We start from the raw sequence: 17070 nt of genomic DNA on the forward strand, positions 1-17070 counted from the left end.
CACTGGAGACGCACCATGCACGCTCAACCTGCCTACGTTCATAATCCTGTGTCGCCAGTCACTGACACCCGCAAGGTGGTGGTGGATATCGCCGGTCTGAACAAGTACTACAGCGCCTTTCATGTACTCAAAGGCATCGACCTTAAAGTGCACGAAGGCGAGCGGATCGTACTGTGCGGGCCCTCCGGCTCGGGCAAGTCGACCCTGATCCGCTGCATCAACCGCCTCGAAATCGCCGAGCAAGGGCGGATCCTGGTCAACAACACCGACCTGTCCCAGGCCACGCGCGAAGCCACACAGGTGCGCAGTGAAATCGGCATGGTGTTTCAACACTTCAACCTGTTCCCGCACATGAGTGTGCTGGACAACTGCGTTCTGGCGCCGATGTCGGTACGCGGCCTGTCGCGCAAAAAAGCGGTTGAACTGGCGCAGCACTTTCTGGAAAAGGTCGGTATTGCGATTCAGGCCAACAAGTACCCGAGCCAGCTGTCGGGCGGCCAGCAGCAGCGCGTGGCGATTGCCCGGGCGTTGTGCATGGAGCCGAAAATCATGCTGTTTGATGAGCCGACGTCGGCGCTTGACCCGGAAATGGTCAGCGAAGTACTGGATGTAATGGTCAAGCTGGCGGGCAGTGGCATGACCATGCTCTGCGTGACCCACGAAATGGGCTTTGCCCGTCAGGTGGCCGAGCGGGTGCTGTTTCTGGATGGCGGCATGATCATCGAAGACTCCCCGCCCGAGGACTTCTTCAACGCCCCGAAAAGCCCGCGGGCCAAAGCGTTTCTTGCACAGATTGTGCACTGACAGCCCCCCCTCTCTGTAGGAACGAGCTTGCTCGCGAGCCCTGTGCGTTGAAACGCTCGCGAGACAAGCCCACTCCTACGGGTCGCGGGCAAGCCCGCTGTCACGGGTTTGCTGCTCGCTCGTGCCGGATTGTGTGTTTGCTTCACGCAAAAACCACAGCACCAGCAATGACGTCGCCACGGTCAGCGCCGCCAGGCAGTACAGCAACATAGCAAAGGCCTGCCGGTAAACGTCGCCCAAGGCCGCCCGACTCAACTCTGGTAATAGACGCCTAGCCTGCTCCAGGTCTCCGGCGGCCAGGTACTGCGCCGCACGGGCGCCCTGATCCACAGCAAAATGACCTTGCATCAGTTGCGCCAGCAGCGCGCTGACGATGGCCAGGGCGACGCCTTCACCGGCGACCCGGGTGGTGCTGAAAATTCCGCTGGCCATGCCGGCACGTTCCTTGGGCACCACACTGATTGACAGTCCATCCATCAGCCCCCACGGCAGACCTGCTCCCGCCCCTATGACCAGCAACGGAACGATGAACTCCCTGGCCGGCTGACCGACTCCCACCCGGCTCAGCAACAACAACCCGGCAGCAGCGATCAGTAGCCCGATGGCTGACAGCACCCTGGCCGAGACCCAACGAATGAGCACGCCTGCCAGGTAGGGCACGATCAGCATGGGCGCCGACAACGCCAGCATGATCAGCCCGGCCCGGGTTTCGCTGCGCCCTTCAATGCCGATAAACCGCACCGGCAACAGAATCAGCAGCACCACAAAACAAAAACAGGTGGCGATGGGCAGCAGTTGCACGCCGACAAAGCGCGGGTAACGGAACAGCGACAGATCGAGCATGGGCCGTACCGCTCGCCTTTCGACCGCGATAAAAACGGCCATACACACCAGTGCTGCGCCCAGCATGCCGAGCACCGGTGCACTGCTCCAGCCGCTGTCGGGTGCGGCCAGAATGCCCCAGGTGAAGAGCACCAGCGTCGCGGTAAAACTCAGGGTGCCCTGCCAGTCCAGCCCGCTGGCCTGTGGGTCGGTGGACTCCTCCATCTTCGCCAGTGCGATCAGCAACGCCAGCCCGCCAATCAATGCCCCGCAAACAAATACCGCACGCCAGCCAACATGTTCGATCAGCCACCCGGCCAGGACCGGCCCCAGTGCCAGGCCGATACCAAAACTGGTCCCCAGCAGGCTGAAGGCCGTGGTCCTGGCCCGTCCTTCAAAAGCATTGGCCAGTGCCGCACTGCCACCGGCCAGCGCCGCGGCGGCCGCCACACCCTGTAACCCTCGCAGAGCGTCGAGCCAGACAATGCCCGGCGCCATGCCCAGAGCCAGCGACACGCCGCCAAACCCGCCAACCCCGCAGATGAACAGGCGCTTGCGTCCATACCGGTCAGCCAGGGCACCCGCCGCCATCAACAGGCTGCCAAAGCTCAACATAAAGGCATTGGTGATCCAGAGCAGGGCCAGCGGCCCGCCCCCCAGATCGAGACCGATGGCGGGGGTGGCAATCGCGCCACCGGAAAAACTCAGCGGCAGAATCAGCGCCGCGGTGCAAACCGCCAGCAACGTCCAGCCCGCAGTCTGCGGCGGTGTGGGGTGAAGGCTCATCAGAAAACTCCAGTCGCCGTGCGGCATCGCTTAATCAAGGTCGAATCAGGATAAAAGCGATCCAATGCATGGGAAACAGGCTATAAATCCGCACTGACACGACAAAAAATCCGCAATCGGTGATGCCATGGAAAGCTTGAGTGGTCTGCATGCATTTGTAACGGTTGGCAAACTGGGCAGCTATGTAGCCGCCGCCGAGCGCCTGGCCATCTCGGCTTCGGCCGTCGGCAAGAGCGTGGCGCGCCTGGAGGACGGGCTCGGGGTGCGCTTGTTCAACCGCAGCACCCGGCGCTTGAGCCTGACGGAAGAAGGCGCTTTGTTCTTCGAGCGCTGCAGCCGGATCGTCGAGCAACTTGAGGAAGCCGAAGCCGAATTGACCCTGGCCCGCGAGGAGCCGCGAGGCCGGTTGCGGGTGAGCCTGCCGGCGATTGGTTATCGGATGTTATTGCCGGTATTGCCCGAGTTCACTCGACGCTATCCGCACATCGAGCTGGATATGGACTTCAGCGACCGCATGGTCGATGTGATTGGTGAAGGGATGGATGCCGTGGTCCGCAGCGGCGACTTTGCCGACTCACGGCTCAAGAGCAAGGCACTGGGCACTTTTCGTTTTGTGCTGGTAGGTTCGCCCGGCTACTTTGCCAGTCAGGGCCTGCCTGCGGCGCCGCAGGATTTGCAGCAGCATGTGTGCTTGCGTTACCGGTTCCCGAGTAACGGCCAGCTCCAGGAGTGGGCGTTTACCACGGCACAGGGCGAGCCGCCCGGCAAACGCCCGGACAGACTGGTGTTCAACAATGTCGAAGCGTTGATTGGCGCGGCGGTAGAAGGACTGGGCATCGCCTACGTGCCGGATTTTGCAGTGCATCAGGCCTTGCAGGCGAACCAGTTGGTGACGGTACTGCACGATCACATCAGCGCTCAGGGGCGTTTTTCGGTGCTCTGGCCCGGCAGCCGGCACTTGCTGCCAAAGCTGCGGGTCTTTGTGGATTTTGTGGCGCAGCACATGAAGCTGGGCCCGCTCCCTCTGTAGGCGCGAGCTTGCCTCGCGACGGCATCCCGGCGGTGCATCTGAATGACCGCGTCGTCGGTATCGCGAGGCCCGCTCGTTGCTACAGCTGTGCGGCCAGACGCGAGCCCTGGTTGATGGCGCGCTTGGCATCCAGTTCGGCCGCCACATCGGCGCCACCGATCAAATGCACGTTCTGCCCGGCGGCAATCAGGCCGTCCTGCAGTTCGCGCAACGGGTCCTGACCGGCGCAGATTACGATGTTGTCCACCGGCAACACTTGCGGCTCGCCTTCGCCAATGCGGATATGCAAGCCGTCGTTGTCGATGCTCAGGTATTCAACGCTGTTGAGCATTTGCACCTGTTTGTTCTTCAGACCGGTCCGGTGAATCCAGCCGGTGGTCTTGCCCAGACCGTCGCCCACTTTGCTCGACTTGCGTTGCAGCAGGAACACCTGGCGCGCCGGTGCGTGTACCTCAGGCTTGACTCCCGCTACGCCGCCCCGTGCTTCAAGTTGCGTATCAATACCCCATTCTTTCCAGAACGCTTCGCGATCCAGGCTGGTGGCAACACCCTGTTGCACCAGGAACTCGGATACGTCAAAACCAATCCCGCCCGCACCAATCACGGCAACCCTGGCGCCGACCGGCTTGCGCTCAAGAATCACGTCCAGATAGCTCAGCACCTTGGAGTTGTCGATGCCGGGTATGGCCGGGGTGCGGGGGGCAATCCCGGTGGCCAGAATGATTTCGTCGAAACCGCCTGCCAGCAACTGCGCCACGTCGACACGGGTGTTCAGGCAAACCTCAACCCCGGTGGTCTGCAGCTTGCGAGCGAAGTAGCGCAGGGTCTCAAAGAACTCTTCCTTGCCCGGTACACGCTTGGCCACGTTGAACTGGCCACCAATCTCGCTGGCGGAGTCGAACAGTGTCACCTGATGCCCGCGCTCGGCCGCCACGGTTGCCGCTGCAAGCCCCGCAGGGCCCGCACCGACCACGGCAATCTTCTTCACTTCAATGGCTGGCAGGTAGTTGAGCTCGGTTTCGTGGCAGGCACGGGGGTTGACCAGGCAGCTGGTGAGCTTGCCGCCAAAGGTGTGGTCCAGGCATGCCTGGTTGCAGCCGATGCACGTATTGATTTCATCGCTGCGGCCAGCGGCGGCCTTGTTGACGAATTCGGGATCAGCGAGGAACGGGCGCGCCATGGACACCATGTCGGCGTCGCCATCGGCCAGAATCTGCTCGGCGATTTGCGGGGTGTTGATGCGGTTGGTGGTGATCAGCGGCACGTTGACCGAACCACGCAACTTGGCGGTCACCTTACTGAAAGCGCCACGCGGCACTTTGGTGGCGATTGTGGGAATGCGTGCTTCGTGCCAGCCAATGCCGGTGTTGATCAATGTCGCACCGGCCTGCTCGACCGCCTTGGCCAGTTGCACGATCTCGGACCAGACACTGCCCTCGGCAACCAGATCAAGCATCGACAGGCGATAAATAATGATGAAATCCGTGCCCACGGCTTCGCGCACCCGGCGCACGATTTCGACCGGCAGACGCATGCGGTTTTCGTAGCTGCCACCCCAGCGGTCGGTGCGATGGTTGGTGTGCGCGGCGAGGAACTGGTTGATGAAGTAGCCTTCCGAACCCATGATTTCAACACCGTCATAGCCGGCACTTTGAGCCAGCCTGGCGCAGGTCACGAAGTCGCTGATCTGCTTCTCGATGCCCTCTTCATCCAGCTCCTTGGGCGTGAACGGGTTGATCGGCGCCTTGATTGCGCTTGGCGCTACCTGGCGGGGGCTGTAGGCATAACGCCCGGCATGGAGGATCTGCAGGCAGATCTTGCCTCCCGCATCGTGGACCGCCCGGGTAACCACCAAATGCTTTTCTGCTTCTTCAGCGGTACTCAACTTGGCCGCGCCACTGTACACACCGCCCTCATCGTTGGGCGCAATGCCCCCCGTGACCATCAGGCCCACACCGCCTTTGGCGCGCTCGGCAAAATAGGCCGCCATGCGCTCAAAGCCACCGGGCTTTTCTTCAAGGCCGGTGTGCATGGAGCCCATCAGGCTGCGATTGCGCAAGGTGGTAAAGCCCAGATCCAGGGGGGCCATTAAATGCGGGTAGTGAGAGGCGGTCATCGGCAAGCTCCACAACAGGTTAAATCACGGAACGCGGGGTGCTCTGCGGCTCCCGTCGTTTATGCCAGCCACAGTAAAGATACCTCCTGACTCACTCAATGACTCAAAGTAACAAATTGCTAACCTAAATGCGCAGCCCCCCTTGGCAAGTCGGGACCAGCCCCCTACCCTAGTTGCCGAACCCCGCTCATGGCTTTTGCTTTATTTCTCATGCGTAAATTATTTGGCTGCACCCTGCTCATCACTCTGATCGCCGCAACCGCCGGTTACTGGTTCTGGGCCCAGCAACGCGAGGTGGGCCACTACCTGTCTGATCTGCGCATCGAGCTGGCGATCAACGACGGCGTCAACAATGACCACGGCAACCTGCTTGGCATCGAGCCGGACCTGTCGCCGCGCGATTATCAAAGCCTGGACCTGGTGCACCTGAAACTCGCCGCGTATCTGAACAAAGCGCGTGAGGCCGGGCTGCTCAACGACAAAACCATCGTCGTGCTGCCGGAGCACATCGGCACCTGGCTGATGTTTCGCGGGGAAAAGAACGAGCTGTACCAGGCCGCCAATCTCAATCAGGCCATGCGCTGGCTGTCATTGAGCAATCCGCTGGCCTTCACCAACGCATGGCTTCGCGCCGACGGCGAAAGCCGGGTCAACGATGCCCATCTGCGGATGAAAGCCAAGACCATGGCCAGTGATTACCAGACGCTGTTTGGCGGCCTGGCCAAAGAGTTCGGGGTGACGCTGGTGGCCGGCAGTATTGCGCTGCCCGAGCCGCGCATCGAGAACGGCAAATTGCTGCCGGGCACCGGCCCGCTTTACAACAGCAGCATTGTGTTCGGTCGTGACGGAGCGCCTCAGGGCAAACCGCAGCGCCAACTGCTGCCGACTTACGAAGAGCAAAGCTATATCCAGCCCAGCCCTGACCATCAACTGAACGTGGTCGACACCCCGGCCGGGCGCCTGGGCATTCTGGTCGGCAGCGACAGCTGGTACCCCGAGAATTACCGCACATTGAACGAACAGGGGGCGCAATTGATCGCCGTTCCCGCGTTCATGATTGGCAAAAAAACCTGGGATCAACCCTGGGGCGGTTTTAAAAGTGTTTCTACACCCAGCGAAATCAGTCTCAAGCCCGGAGAAGTCAGCGAAGGCGAGGCCTGGCATCGCCTGACGTTGATCAGCAGCGTCCCGAGCAGCACAGCCCAAGCCGGGATCACAGTATTTTCCCGTGGCAAATTCTGGGACAAACGCAGCGTCGGCTGGGGCTTTATCAGCCGCAACGGCCAGACCAGCCCGGACCAGCACGGCGCCGGTGCACGCTTGCTGAACCTGTGGCTGTAACCCGGTGAAATCTCTGCCGATGCGCCTGGGCGATCTCTCAGTCGGGTTTGTTGAATGCCTGGCCGACGCGGTGCGCAGTTATGGGCAAGACCCTCTGCCCTTGCTTGATCAGTACGGGCTCGATCCTGCCCGGCTCGCCCAACCGCTGGCACGCTTGTCGATCCCGCGCTATATGCGCCTGGGGCATGCCGCCATTGCCTTGACCGGCGACCCGGCACTGGGTTTGCGCATGGGTCAGTTGAGCAAGCTGTCTCAGGCCGGGCTGGCCGGCGTGACCGCAGCCCAGGCCCCCACGGTACGGGAAGCGGCTCGCACGCTGATCCGCTTCGAAGCCTTGTATGGCTCCAACTATCGCGGCCAGTCAAGCCTGCACGAGGACGCCCAGGGTGCCTGGCTACGGTTTTATTCCATCAGCCCGTATAACGCCTACAACCGTTTTGTGGTGGATTCGATCATTGCCGGCTGGCTGCAGCAGCTGTCATCGGTGGCGGGCCGCCCCTTGCTTGGCGAGCATGTCGATATCGAGTTCAGTGAACCCGAGTATGCCGAGCGCTACAGCGTTTTGAGCCACACTGCAGTCAACTTCCGGGCCGAGACCAATCAATTGCGCCTGAACCACGCCAGCCTTGACCTGCGTAATGCGCAGCACTGCCCCACGACCTGGGCGTTCCTGCTGCAATTGTGCGAACGCGAATTGGAACAATTGACCCGCACCCGCAGCCTGCGCGAGCGCATCACGCAAATGCTGGGGCCTTTGCTAAATGGGGGGCGTGAGCCGGACCTTGAAGAGGTGGCGGCACGTCTAAAGCTGCCGACCTGGACTCTGCGCCGCAAGCTGGCAGAAGAAGGGACGCAGTTCCGGGCGGTTCTCAACGACACGCGGCGGGACCTCGCCATGACCTATATCCGCGATACGGAATTGGCCTTTGGCGAAATTGCCTACCTGTTGGGATTTGCCTCGGCAGAGGCCTTTCAGAGGGCATTCAAGCGCTGGAACGCGCAAACTCCGGGAGAGTTCCGTCGTCGCCAGCGCAACACTGCGTGAGGCATTCTGGAGCTTAAAGCTCGGTTGCGTCATCCGCAGGTTCCAGCGGGTCCAGCTCAAAAGCCTGATACTCAAGCAACTCTTCCTGATAGTCGTCCATTGTCACATCCCTTTTCGTTCTGTTCGTTCAAGTCATGCCTGAGTGGCGCTGAAAGTGAGTCTAAAGCGCTCCCATGAAAGAAAAGTGACACCTTCTTGAGCGCGCCCATTCACTGACTTTTTAAACGTAGCAGAGTTCATTGCAATTACCGCACCTTTATTGTGCCGGCACAGGCTCTGGCACGGTGGGTACAGGCGTGATTACCGGTTCAGGAGCAGGCAATGCGGGTGCCGTGGTTTTTTCCGGCTCAGCAGGCAGGACTGTCGGCGCAGCCGGCGCCGGGGCTGGCTGGATTTCAACCGGCAACACAGGCTCTGGCTCGGGCTCTGCAGCCGGCACTGACGGTTTGGAGACGGGCTCTGTCGCAGCAGGGACTTGGACTGGTGCAACGGCTTTGGGAGCGGCCTCTACTTTGGCCGGCACAACCTCAGGCACGCCCAGGTCAGTCTTGGGTTTTTCCGGAATATGCGCAGCCTTTTTCACTTCCTTGGGCAGGAACACTTCAACCAGTGCGAAAAAGCGATCGTAGAACTGCGGCGAAGACACGGTTTCGCTGGCCACTTTGACCATTGAGTCATCCGAGGAGCCAATCGGCATCGACACCGAACCCAGCACCCCCACCCCGAGGCTGGCCGAGTTGTTGACCTTCTTCAGCGCGTAACGGTCCTGCAGTGCGTTGGCAAACATGGCGGCGTGATGTTCTGAACCACCGTCGTCAGCGCAGACCACGTTGAAGCTGATCTCCAGATGACTTTCGCCAGTTTGCTGGAAGCTCTTGTGGCCACTGATCATTTTCGGATCATTGCTGGTGATGATATAGCCCTGGCTGAGCAAGGCGCGGCGTGCAGCCTCGCACGAGGCTTTATCGGTCACCGGGTAATTACGCGAAAACGTGCCCGAATCATCGAAGTTTTCATGCTCGTAGACGGCTGTTTTCTTCGACGAGCAACCTGCGAGTCCGGCCAGCAAAAGGACGGCGACCACGGCGCGCAAGGGGAATGACTTAAGCATTAAAGATCCTGAAGGTAACGGTGACGGGGCGTATTGTGCATCAGTTGGCGATTTTCGGGAGGGCCTATGTTTTCAGCACTGCCCATCCTAGCAGCTGACGGGCAGCGCGAGGCTGCGTCCAGGAACGCAGTTCGCGTATATTCGGCTCTTTCTTTGGCGTAGAGGCTATGAATAGCAGTCGCTACGACGGCTACCCAGCCGGACGCGGCCTCGCCCTGCTCGACCGCTGCTACGCCACTTTTTGCGCAGGCACAAAAAAAGCGACCCTAAGGTCGCTTTCTTTGTAGCTTCAGAGAGTTCAAGGGCTCTGAAGCAAATATGGCGCAGCGGACGGGACTCGAACCCGCGACCCCCGGCGTGACAGGCCGGTATTCTAACCGACTGAACTACCGCTGCGTATCGCTCGGACTTGCGTCCGTTTGAAATCTTTAAATCTGTGACTGAAGAGCTTCGGTGCTTTTCAATCGCAAGCCAGGCGAACCTGACTTGTACAAATATGGCGCAGCGGACGGGACTCGAACCCGCGACCCCCGGCGTGACAGGCCGGTATTCTAACCGACTGAACTACCGCTGCGCGTCGGTTGGTTGTTCTTTTCAGAACGCCCTTTCTCTTTCGAGAAACTCAAGAAGTGGTGGGTGATGACGGGATCGAACCGCCGACCCTCTGCTTGTAAGGCAGATGCTCTCCCAGCTGAGCTAATCACCCTTTGCTTCGTTGAGGCCGCGAAATTTACGCAGGTATTGAACCTAAGTCAAGGACAAGGTTGAGTTTTTTTCAAAACAAGCAAAAAACCCAAACCACGCTCCCGAAGGCTGCTTATCCCTGGTAAACCATTTTCTTGCTCATGCCACCATCCACCACAAACTCCTGCCCTGTCACGAACCCGGCATTGCGCGACAGTAACCATGCAACCATGGACGCAACGTCTTCCACGGTGCCTGCACGGCCTGCCGGGTGCTGGGCGTGATCAGCGTCGGTGAGCGGCTCTGCACGCCGCACAGAAGGATCACGGGCATCAATCCAGCCCGGACTTACCGCATTGACCCTGATCTCCGGCCCCAGACTGATGGCCAATGCGTGAGTCAATGCCAGCAAGCCGCCCTTGCTCGCCACGTAAGCCTCGGTATCAGGCTCGGCTTGACGGGCACGGGTGGAGGCCAGATTGACGATCGAACCACAATGGGCTCGCAAGTAAGGCGCGCAATGTTTGGCCAGCAGCATGGGACCGGTGAGGTTGACCGCCAGCACCCGGTTCCAGTGATCCAGGTCGAGGCTTTCGAGCGTCATATTGTGCGGGTCAGCAATGGCAGCATTGCTCACCAGCGCATCCAGACGCCCGAACTGACCCAGGACCTGAGCCACACAACCGATGACATCGGCCTCGACCGACACATCCATGGTCACGAACCAGGCATTTTCACCCAGCACCTTGGCCACTTTAGAGCCCCGGACTCGGTCGATGTCGGTCAGTACCACCTGCCAGCCCTCACTCACCAGCCACGCGGCGATCCCCAGACCAATGCCCCGCGCAGCGCCGGTTACCAGCGCCACACGCCCATTACCGGCCACCGGTGCCTCAAGGATCATATCGTTCACAGTGCGGCCAGGCCTCGCGCCAAATCTGCTTGCAGGTCGGCGACATCCTCCAGGCCCACGGCAATGCGGATCAGGCTGTCATGAATGCCTGCAGCTGCACGCTCCTGCGGCGCCAGGCGACCATGGGAAGTGGTGGACGGATGGGTGATGGTGGTTTTGCTGTCACCCAGGTTGGCGGTGATGGAAATCAGGCGCGTGGCATCGATAAAGCGCCATGCGCCCTCTTTACCGCCCCGGACTTCGAAACTGACCACTGCGCCAAAACCGCGCTGCTGGCGTTGAGCCAATGCATGCTGCGGATGGCTCTTGAGGCCTGCATAGTGAACTTTTTCAACGCCATCCTGCTGCTCCAGCCACTCAGCCAGGGCCTGGGCACTGGCGCAGTGAGCACGCATGCGCAGGTTCAAGGTTTCCAGCCCCTTGAGGAAAATCCAGGCATTGAACGGGCTCAGGGTCGGCCCGGCAGTACGCAGGAAGCCCACGATTTCCTTCATCAGCTCAGCACGACCGGCAACCACGCCGCCCATGCAACGACCCTGGCCGTCGATAAACTTGGTGGCCGAATGCACGACAATGTCCGCACCGAGCTTGAGCGGCTGCTGCAAGGCAGGCGTGCAGAAGCAGTTGTCGACCACCAGCATGGCCCCCTTGGCGTGGGCTATCTCTGCCAGAGCCGCAATATCCACCAGCTCAGCCAGCGGATTGGAAGGCGACTCGACAAACAGCAATCGGGTGTTGGGCTTGATCGCCGCGTCCCAGCCAGAGAGTTCAGCCAGCGGCACGTAATCGACCTGCACGCCGAAGCGCTTGAAGTATTTCTCGAACAGGCTGATGGTTGAGCCGAAAACGCTGCGTGAGACCAGAATATGGTCACCGGCACTGCACAGACTCATGACCACAGACAATATCGCCGCCATGCCGGTCGCTGTCGCAACGGCCTGCTCCGCACCTTCGAGGGCCGCAATGCGCTCTTCGAAAGCCCGAACGGTGGGGTTGGTGTAACGCGAATAAACGTTGCCCGCGACTTCGCCAGAGAACCGTGCGGCTGCATCTGCGGCGGTACGGAACACGTAACTGGAGGTCAGGAACATTGCATCACCGTGCTCGCCTTCTGGCGTACGGTGCTGGCCAGCACGTACAGCCAAGGTGTCGAACGCTACGCCCTCGAGGTCGCTGTCCAGCCGACCCGCATCCCAATCCTGACTCATGCTGCCCACTCCTTGCCTTGTATTGGATAAACGCAAACCGGCCCATCAGGGCCGGTTTGGGAACACTTAGTTGTTGTACAAGCCTATCGTCGCACCGACACCCTGAGCAACCACCTTGGAAGCATCGTTGCGCGCACGCTCGATTCTCTCCAGGTAGTTGTCATCGACATCCCCGGTGACGTACTTGCCGTCGAACACGGCGCAATCGAACTTGTCGATCTTGATCTTGCCACCACCGACGGCTTCGATCAGGTCAGGCAGATCCTGATAGATCAGCCAGTCTGCGCCGATCAGCTCGGCCACTTCCTGGGTGCTGCGATTGTGTGCGATCAGTTCGTGAGCGCTTGGCATGTCGATGCCATACACGTTCGGGTAGCGCACAGCCGGAGCTGCCGAGCAGAAGTAAACATTCTTGGCACCGGCTTCGCGGGCCATCTGAATGATCTGCTTGCAGGTAGTACCGCGCACGATCGAATCGTCCACCAGCATCACGTTCTTGCCACGGAACTCAAGCTCGATGGCATTGAGCTTCTGGCGCACGGATTTTTTACGTGCAGCCTGGCCCGGCATGATGAAAGTACGGCCGATATAACGGTTTTTTACAAAACCTTCGCGGAACTTGACGCCCAGGTGGTTAGCCAGCTCCAGCGCTGCGCAACGGCTGGTGTCCGGAATCGGGATGACCACATCGATATCATGATCCGGGCGCTCGCGCAGGATCTTCTCGGCGAGCTTCTCGCCCATACGCAGACGAGCCTTGTACACCGAGATACCGTCGATGATCGAATCCGGACGCGCCAGGTAGACATGTTCGAAGATGCACGGTGTCAGTTGCGGGTTAACCGCGCACTGACGGGTGTGCAGCTTGCCGTCATTGGTGATGTAAACGGCTTCGCCCGGTGCCAGGTCACGAATCAGGGTGAAGCCCAATACGTCCAGGGACACGCTTTCGGAAGCGATCATGTACTCGACGCCTTCATCGGTATGACGCTGGCCGAACACGATAGGGCGAATGGCGTTCGGGTCACGGAAACCGACGATCCCGTAACCGGTAATCATCGCAACCACGGCGTAACCACCGCGGCAGCGGTTGTGTACGTCCGTGACCGCTGCAAACACGTCTTCTTCGGTTGGCTGCAACTTGCCGCGCTGAGCAAGCTCATGGGCGAACACGTTGAGCAGCACTTCCGAATCGGAATTGGTGTTGACGTGGCGCAAGTCAGATTCGTAAATCTCCTTGGCCAGCTGTTCAACGTTGGTCAGGTTGCCGTTATGCGCCAGGGTGATGCCATATGGCGAGTTGACGTAAAACGGTTGGGCTTCAGCTGAAGTCGAGCTGCCAGCGGTTGGATAGCGCACATGACCAATACCCATGTGCCCGACCAGACGCTGCATGTGCCGCTGATGAAATACATCGCGAACCAGCCCGTTGTCCTTGCGCAGGAATAACCGGCCTTGATGGCTGGTCACAATACCGGCAGCATCCTGGCCGCGGTGCTGGAGGACGGTTAGCGCGTCATACAGCGCCTGATTGACGTTCGACTTACCGACGATACCGACGATGCCACACATGCGACGCAACCCCTACTTAATGGATCTGAACTGAACACCACTTACCTGGCCAGATTGGCCGGCAAGAGATGCTCCTTGAACGGAATATCAGCGGGAACGCTGATACCGCTGGCCAACCATTGGCTACTCCATCCCAGAATGAGATTTTTCGACCAATCGGCGACCAATAGAAATTGTGGCACGAGCCTTGACCCTTGCCACCATGAGTCTTGCTGTACCGGCCCCAGGCTCAAGAGCCCGACCGCCACGACCACCAGCAACGCGCCACGCGCAGCGCCGAAGGCCATGCCAAGAAAACGATCGGTCCCGGACAGCCCGGTGACGCGAATCAGTTCGCCGATAAGAAAATTGATCATTGCGCCTACCAGCAAGGTGGCGACAAACATGATGGTGCACCCGACGATAACGCGGGCGGAAGGTGTTTCGATGTATCCGGAGAGATATTGGGACAGTGAACCGCCGAACATCCAGGCTACAACCCCGGCAATGATCCAGGTGCACAGCGACAGGGCCTCTTTAACGAAGCCGCGCTTCAAGCTGATCAAAGCGGAGATGGCGATAATTGCAACGATCGCCCAGTCAACCCAGGTAAATGGCACAGTTCAGCCTACGGACAGATAAGGCGGCGCATTTTAGCAGAGCGCCGCCGCTCAAGTAAGGCGATTTATCAGTGCTTTGGCAATCAGATGACACCTTTTTATCCGATCAACCACGCTCTGGCTGGAAGCGCACCACAAAACCCTTGAGATTTTGCTGCTTGCCGAGCAGATCGCGCAGGCGATCGGCCTCTGCCCGCTCGAGCAATGGACCGACAAAAACCCGGTTCATCCCGCCCGACGACCGGACGTAAGCGTTATAACCTTGATTTCTAAGGTTTTTTTGCAGGCTATCGGCGCTCGCGCGATTGGACAGACTCACCAGTTGAACAGACCAACTGATCGGCAAACCATTGGGATCAAGACGTTTTTGCGTGGTATCGAGCTTGGCTGGCGCTTGGGCCACAGCCTGAGCCGGAGTAACAGCCGGTGGTTTCGGAGCTGCAATGACAGGCTTCACTACTGGCGGGGCTACCGGTGCCGAGGGCTGCTGCACGACGGTTTCCTGTTCTGGCGGCACAGGCTCTTGAGCGATCACCTGAGGTTCGGGCACCGGAACCGGCTCAACCTTTACCTCGGGCATGACCGGCATCTGCGGCGCGGCCGGCGCGTCGACCTGAATCTGGCGCTGTTCATCCTCACGGGAAAACAGCATCGGCAAAAAAATCACCGCCAGCGCCACCAGTACCAGGGCGCCCACCATTCGCTGCTTGTATACCTTATCCAGCAAAGCCATTTGCAGCCTCCTCCGTGGCACGCCGCTCCAACCATTCGAGCGCTTCAGCGACACAATAAAATGATCCGAACAACAGGATTTCGTCTTGCGGGGTCGCCTGCTGGCACTGCACCTCAAGCGCCGCGCCGACACTGTCAAAAACCGAGACCGATGCCCCCAGCCCCTGCAGCGAGGCTTGAAGCTCAGCTGCCGGCCGGGTGCGACCGGTGTTCAACGGGGCCACAGCCCAATCAGCCACCACAGGCGCCAGTTGTGACACTACGCCATCCAGGTCCTTGTCTGCCAGCAGTCCAAATACCGCCAGGCGCTTGCCCGCTACCGGGCGCTGCTCCAGACGTCGGACCAGATATTCCGCTGCATGGGGGTTATGGCCCACATCAAGCAGCATGTTCAGGGTTTTGCCATGCCAGTTGAACTGACGGCGATCCAGCCGGCCGGTTACGTGCGTACCCAGCAACGCTTCAATAATTCGTTCAGGCTGCCAGGGCAGCTCTGTCAGCGCATAAGCCTGCAAGGCCAGCGCTGCGTTCTCCATCGGCAAATCCAGCAGCGGCAGGTCGCGCAATTCAACCACCTGCCCTGCCGCATTCAGACCCTGCCAATGCCAAACAGTGTCAGCAGTGGCCAGATTAAAGTCACGACCACGCACAAACAGAGGGCAACCCAACTCCCGTGCCTTGTCGAGCAAGGGTTGAGGCGGTTTCAAATCACCACAAAGAGCGGGCTTGCCTGCGCGAAAAATGCCGGCCTTTTCATAAGCGACGGACTCACGGGTATTACCGAGGTACTCCACGTGATCCACGCCAATACTGGTGACCAACGCCAGGTCGGCGTCTACCAGATTGACCGCATCCAGTCGCCCGCCCAGACCGACTTCCAGCACCACGGCATCAAGTTGCGCTCGCTCGAACAGCCAGAAGGCGGCCAGCGTGCCCATTTCGAAATACGTCAACGAGGTCTGGCCCCGTCCCGCCTCCAAAGCACTGAAAGCTTCACAGAGCTGCTCGTCCGAGACCTCGGCACCATCGATCTGCACGCGCTCGTTGTAGCGCAGAAGATGAGGCGAGTTATAAACCCCCACCTTCAGCCCTTGCGCTCGCAGCAAGGACGCTACAAACGCGCAGGTTGAGCCTTTGCCGTTGGTGCCAGTGACCGTCACCACCCGAGGCGCGGGCTTTTGCAGGCCCATGCGGTTCGTTACCTCGCGTGCGCGATCCAGGCCCATGTCGATGGCAGATGGATGCAACTGTTCAAGATAGGCGAGCCACTCGCCAAGGGTGCGCTCAGTCATATATTTGCAGGCACCGGCGGAACAACGATGGCTTCAACAGGCGGCGCCACGAACACAGGCGTAGGCAGACCCATCATTTGTGCCAGCAGGTTACCCAGCCGCGGGCGCAGTTCCTGACGGGCAACAATCAAATCGATTGCGCCGTGCTCCAGCAGGAACTCGCTGCGCTGAAAGCCTTCAGGCAGTTTTTCACGAACGGTCTGCTCGATTACACGCGGGCCGGCAAAGCCGATCAGGGCCTTGGGTTCAGCCACGATCACATCGCCGAGCATCGCCAGGCTGGCTGATACACCGCCATAGACAGGGTCGGTCAATACGGAGATAAACGGAATGCCTTCTTCGCGCAGACGCGCCAGTACCGCTGAGGTCTTGGCCATTTGCATCAGGGAGATCAGGGCTTCCTGCATCCGCGCACCGCCGGAGGCTGCGAAGCAGACCATCGGGCAGCGATTTTCCAGTGCGTAGTTGGCAGCACGGACAAAACGCTCGCCAACGATGGCACCCATCGAGCCACCCATGAAGGAGAACTCAAATGCGCAGACCACGACCGGCATACCCAACAGGGTGCCACTCATGGAGATCAGGGCATCTTTTTCGCCCGTCTGCTTTTGCGCACCGACCAGTCGGTCCTTGTACTTTTTGCTGTCACGGAATTTAAGACGGTCTACAGGCTCCAGATCGGCGCCCAGCTCGTTACGGCCATCGGCATCCAGGAAGATATTGATGCGGGCACGTGCGCCGATACGCATGTGGTGATTACATTTGGGGCAAACGTCCAGGGTCTTTTCCAGCTCCGGACGATAAAGCACAGCGTCGCAAGACGGGCATTTGTGCCACAGGCCTTCAGGTACCGAGCTCTTTTTGACCTCGGAACGCATGATCGAAGGAATCAGCTTGTCTACCAACCAGTTGCTCATGCTTTCTTTCTCCAGTACCGGTGGCCAGAACGCTTGGGTTCAGGCCCCGTGTATGCCCTTGAGCTAAATTCATTAGGTGTGTGGCGATGATTACCGGG

The 17070-nt window shown here is 59.7% G+C and carries 14 protein-coding genes and 3 tRNA genes; 4 read left to right on the forward strand and 13 right to left on the reverse strand.

Translation table 11 applies throughout. From position 1 onward, the window contains the following. Positions 1-78 precede the first annotated feature (78 nt). Positions 79-804, forward strand: coding sequence for an amino acid ABC transporter ATP-binding protein (locus tag AOC04_RS09965; RefSeq protein ID WP_082363772.1), 726 nt, complete (start codon positions 79-81; stop codon positions 802-804). A gap of 75 nt (positions 805-879) precedes the next feature. Here AOC04_RS09965 and AOC04_RS09970 read toward each other — a convergent pair whose 3' ends face one another. Further along, positions 880-2412: an MFS transporter gene (locus AOC04_RS09970; RefSeq protein WP_060696924.1), complete on the reverse strand. Its 1533-nt coding sequence runs from the start codon at positions 2410-2412 to the stop codon at positions 880-882. Positions 2413-2539: 127 nt separating this feature from the next. Between AOC04_RS09970 and AOC04_RS09975 the strand changes: the two genes are divergently transcribed. Then, positions 2540-3442 carry a LysR family transcriptional regulator gene (locus AOC04_RS09975; protein ID WP_060692916.1) on the forward strand — a complete coding sequence of 301 codons (903 nt, stop codon included), beginning with the start codon at positions 2540-2542 and terminating at the stop codon, positions 3440-3442. Between the two features lie 79 nt (positions 3443-3521). On the opposite strand, the gene AOC04_RS09980 is transcribed toward AOC04_RS09975, so the two are convergent. After that, positions 3522-5558 carry an NADPH-dependent 2,4-dienoyl-CoA reductase gene (locus AOC04_RS09980; protein WP_060692918.1) on the reverse strand — a complete coding sequence of 679 codons (2037 nt, stop codon included), beginning with the start codon at positions 5556-5558 and terminating at the stop codon, positions 3522-3524. A gap of 210 nt (positions 5559-5768) precedes the next feature. Here AOC04_RS09980 and AOC04_RS09985 point away from each other — a divergent pair, with 210 nt between their 5' ends. Then, positions 5769-6899, forward strand: a complete 1131-nt coding sequence (locus tag AOC04_RS09985; protein WP_060692921.1) for a carbon-nitrogen hydrolase family protein — start codon at positions 5769-5771, stop codon at positions 6897-6899. Positions 6900-6903: 4 nt separating this feature from the next. Continuing rightward, positions 6904-7944, forward strand: a complete 1041-nt coding sequence (locus AOC04_RS09990; protein ID WP_060692923.1) for an AraC family transcriptional regulator — start codon at positions 6904-6906, stop codon at positions 7942-7944. Positions 7945-8200: 256 nt separating this feature from the next. Here AOC04_RS09990 and AOC04_RS09995 read toward each other — a convergent pair whose 3' ends face one another. The 11 genes from AOC04_RS09995 to accD form a co-directional block, all read right to left on the reverse strand. Then, a complete protein-coding gene (locus AOC04_RS09995; protein ID WP_060692926.1) occupies positions 8201-9055 on the reverse strand; it encodes a DUF2242 domain-containing protein in 855 nt (284 codons plus the stop codon). Between the two features lie 319 nt (positions 9056-9374). Further along, a tRNA-Asp gene (locus tag AOC04_RS10000) sits at positions 9375-9451 on the reverse strand. Between the two features lie 101 nt (positions 9452-9552). Then, positions 9553-9629 (reverse strand) — tRNA-Asp (locus AOC04_RS10005). A gap of 56 nt (positions 9630-9685) precedes the next feature. Next, positions 9686-9761: transfer RNA gene (locus AOC04_RS10010), tRNA-Val, on the reverse strand. Between the two features lie 111 nt (positions 9762-9872). Beyond that, a complete protein-coding gene (locus tag AOC04_RS10015; RefSeq protein WP_171970579.1) occupies positions 9873-10643 on the reverse strand; it encodes an SDR family oxidoreductase in 771 nt (256 codons plus the stop codon). A gap of 5 nt (positions 10644-10648) precedes the next feature. Further along, positions 10649-11860, reverse strand: coding sequence for an O-succinylhomoserine sulfhydrylase (locus AOC04_RS10020; RefSeq protein WP_060692929.1), 1212 nt, complete (start codon positions 11858-11860; stop codon positions 10649-10651). Positions 11861-11926: 66 nt separating this feature from the next. Continuing rightward, entirely contained in the window at positions 11927-13432 is a 1506-nt protein-coding gene (gene purF / locus AOC04_RS10025) for an amidophosphoribosyltransferase (protein ID WP_060692931.1), read from the reverse strand. Between the two features lie 41 nt (positions 13433-13473). Further along, on the reverse strand, positions 13474-14031 hold the full coding sequence (locus tag AOC04_RS10030; protein ID WP_060692934.1) for a CvpA family protein: 558 nt from the start codon (positions 14029-14031) through the stop codon (positions 13474-13476). Positions 14032-14137: 106 nt separating this feature from the next. After that, a complete protein-coding gene (locus AOC04_RS10035; RefSeq protein WP_060692936.1) occupies positions 14138-14764 on the reverse strand; it encodes an SPOR domain-containing protein in 627 nt (208 codons plus the stop codon). Then, positions 14748-16055, reverse strand: coding sequence for a bifunctional tetrahydrofolate synthase/dihydrofolate synthase (gene folC, locus AOC04_RS10040; protein ID WP_060692938.1), 1308 nt, complete (start codon positions 16053-16055; stop codon positions 14748-14750). Before folC ends, AOC04_RS10035 begins: the two co-directional genes overlap by 17 nt. After that, positions 16052-16972 (reverse strand): acetyl-CoA carboxylase, carboxyltransferase subunit beta, encoded by a 921-nt coding sequence (gene accD / locus AOC04_RS10045; RefSeq protein ID WP_060692939.1) that lies wholly within the window; start codon positions 16970-16972, stop codon positions 16052-16054. Before accD ends, folC begins: the two co-directional genes overlap by 4 nt. Positions 16973-17070: the final 98 nt, after the last annotated feature.

Origin of the sequence: Pseudomonas versuta (assembly GCF_001294575.1) — a bacterium.
GTDB lineage: Bacteria > Pseudomonadota > Gammaproteobacteria > Pseudomonadales > Pseudomonadaceae > Aquipseudomonas > Aquipseudomonas versuta.

What these genes read in the sequence shown, in the direction of transcription:
- AOC04_RS09970 (WP_060696924.1), bottom strand. Translation starts at nt 2,412, where the DNA reads ATGAGCCTTCACCCCACACCGCCGCAGACTGCGGGCTGGACGTTGCTG.
- AOC04_RS09975 (WP_060692916.1), top strand. Translation starts at nt 2,540, where the DNA reads ATGGAAAGCTTGAGTGGTCTGCATGCATTTGTAACGGTTGGCAAACTG.
- AOC04_RS09980 (WP_060692918.1), bottom strand. Translation starts at nt 5,558, where the DNA reads ATGACCGCCTCTCACTACCCGCATTTAATGGCCCCCCTGGATCTGGGC.
- AOC04_RS09985 (WP_060692921.1), top strand. Translation starts at nt 5,769, where the DNA reads ATGCGTAAATTATTTGGCTGCACCCTGCTCATCACTCTGATCGCCGCA.
- AOC04_RS09995 (WP_060692926.1), bottom strand. Translation starts at nt 9,055, where the DNA reads ATGCTTAAGTCATTCCCCTTGCGCGCCGTGGTCGCCGTCCTTTTGCTG.
- AOC04_RS10015 (WP_171970579.1), bottom strand. Translation starts at nt 10,643, where the DNA reads ATGATCCTTGAGGCACCGGTGGCCGGTAATGGGCGTGTGGCGCTGGTA.
- AOC04_RS10020 (WP_060692929.1), bottom strand. Translation starts at nt 11,860, where the DNA reads ATGAGTCAGGATTGGGATGCGGGTCGGCTGGACAGCGACCTCGAGGGC.
- purF (WP_060692931.1), bottom strand. Translation starts at nt 13,432, where the DNA reads ATGTGTGGCATCGTCGGTATCGTCGGTAAGTCGAACGTCAATCAGGCG.
- AOC04_RS10035 (WP_060692936.1), bottom strand. Translation starts at nt 14,764, where the DNA reads ATGGCTTTGCTGGATAAGGTATACAAGCAGCGAATGGTGGGCGCCCTG.
- folC (WP_060692938.1), bottom strand. Translation starts at nt 16,055, where the DNA reads ATGACTGAGCGCACCCTTGGCGAGTGGCTCGCCTATCTTGAACAGTTG.
- accD (WP_060692939.1), bottom strand. Translation starts at nt 16,972, where the DNA reads ATGAGCAACTGGTTGGTAGACAAGCTGATTCCTTCGATCATGCGTTCC.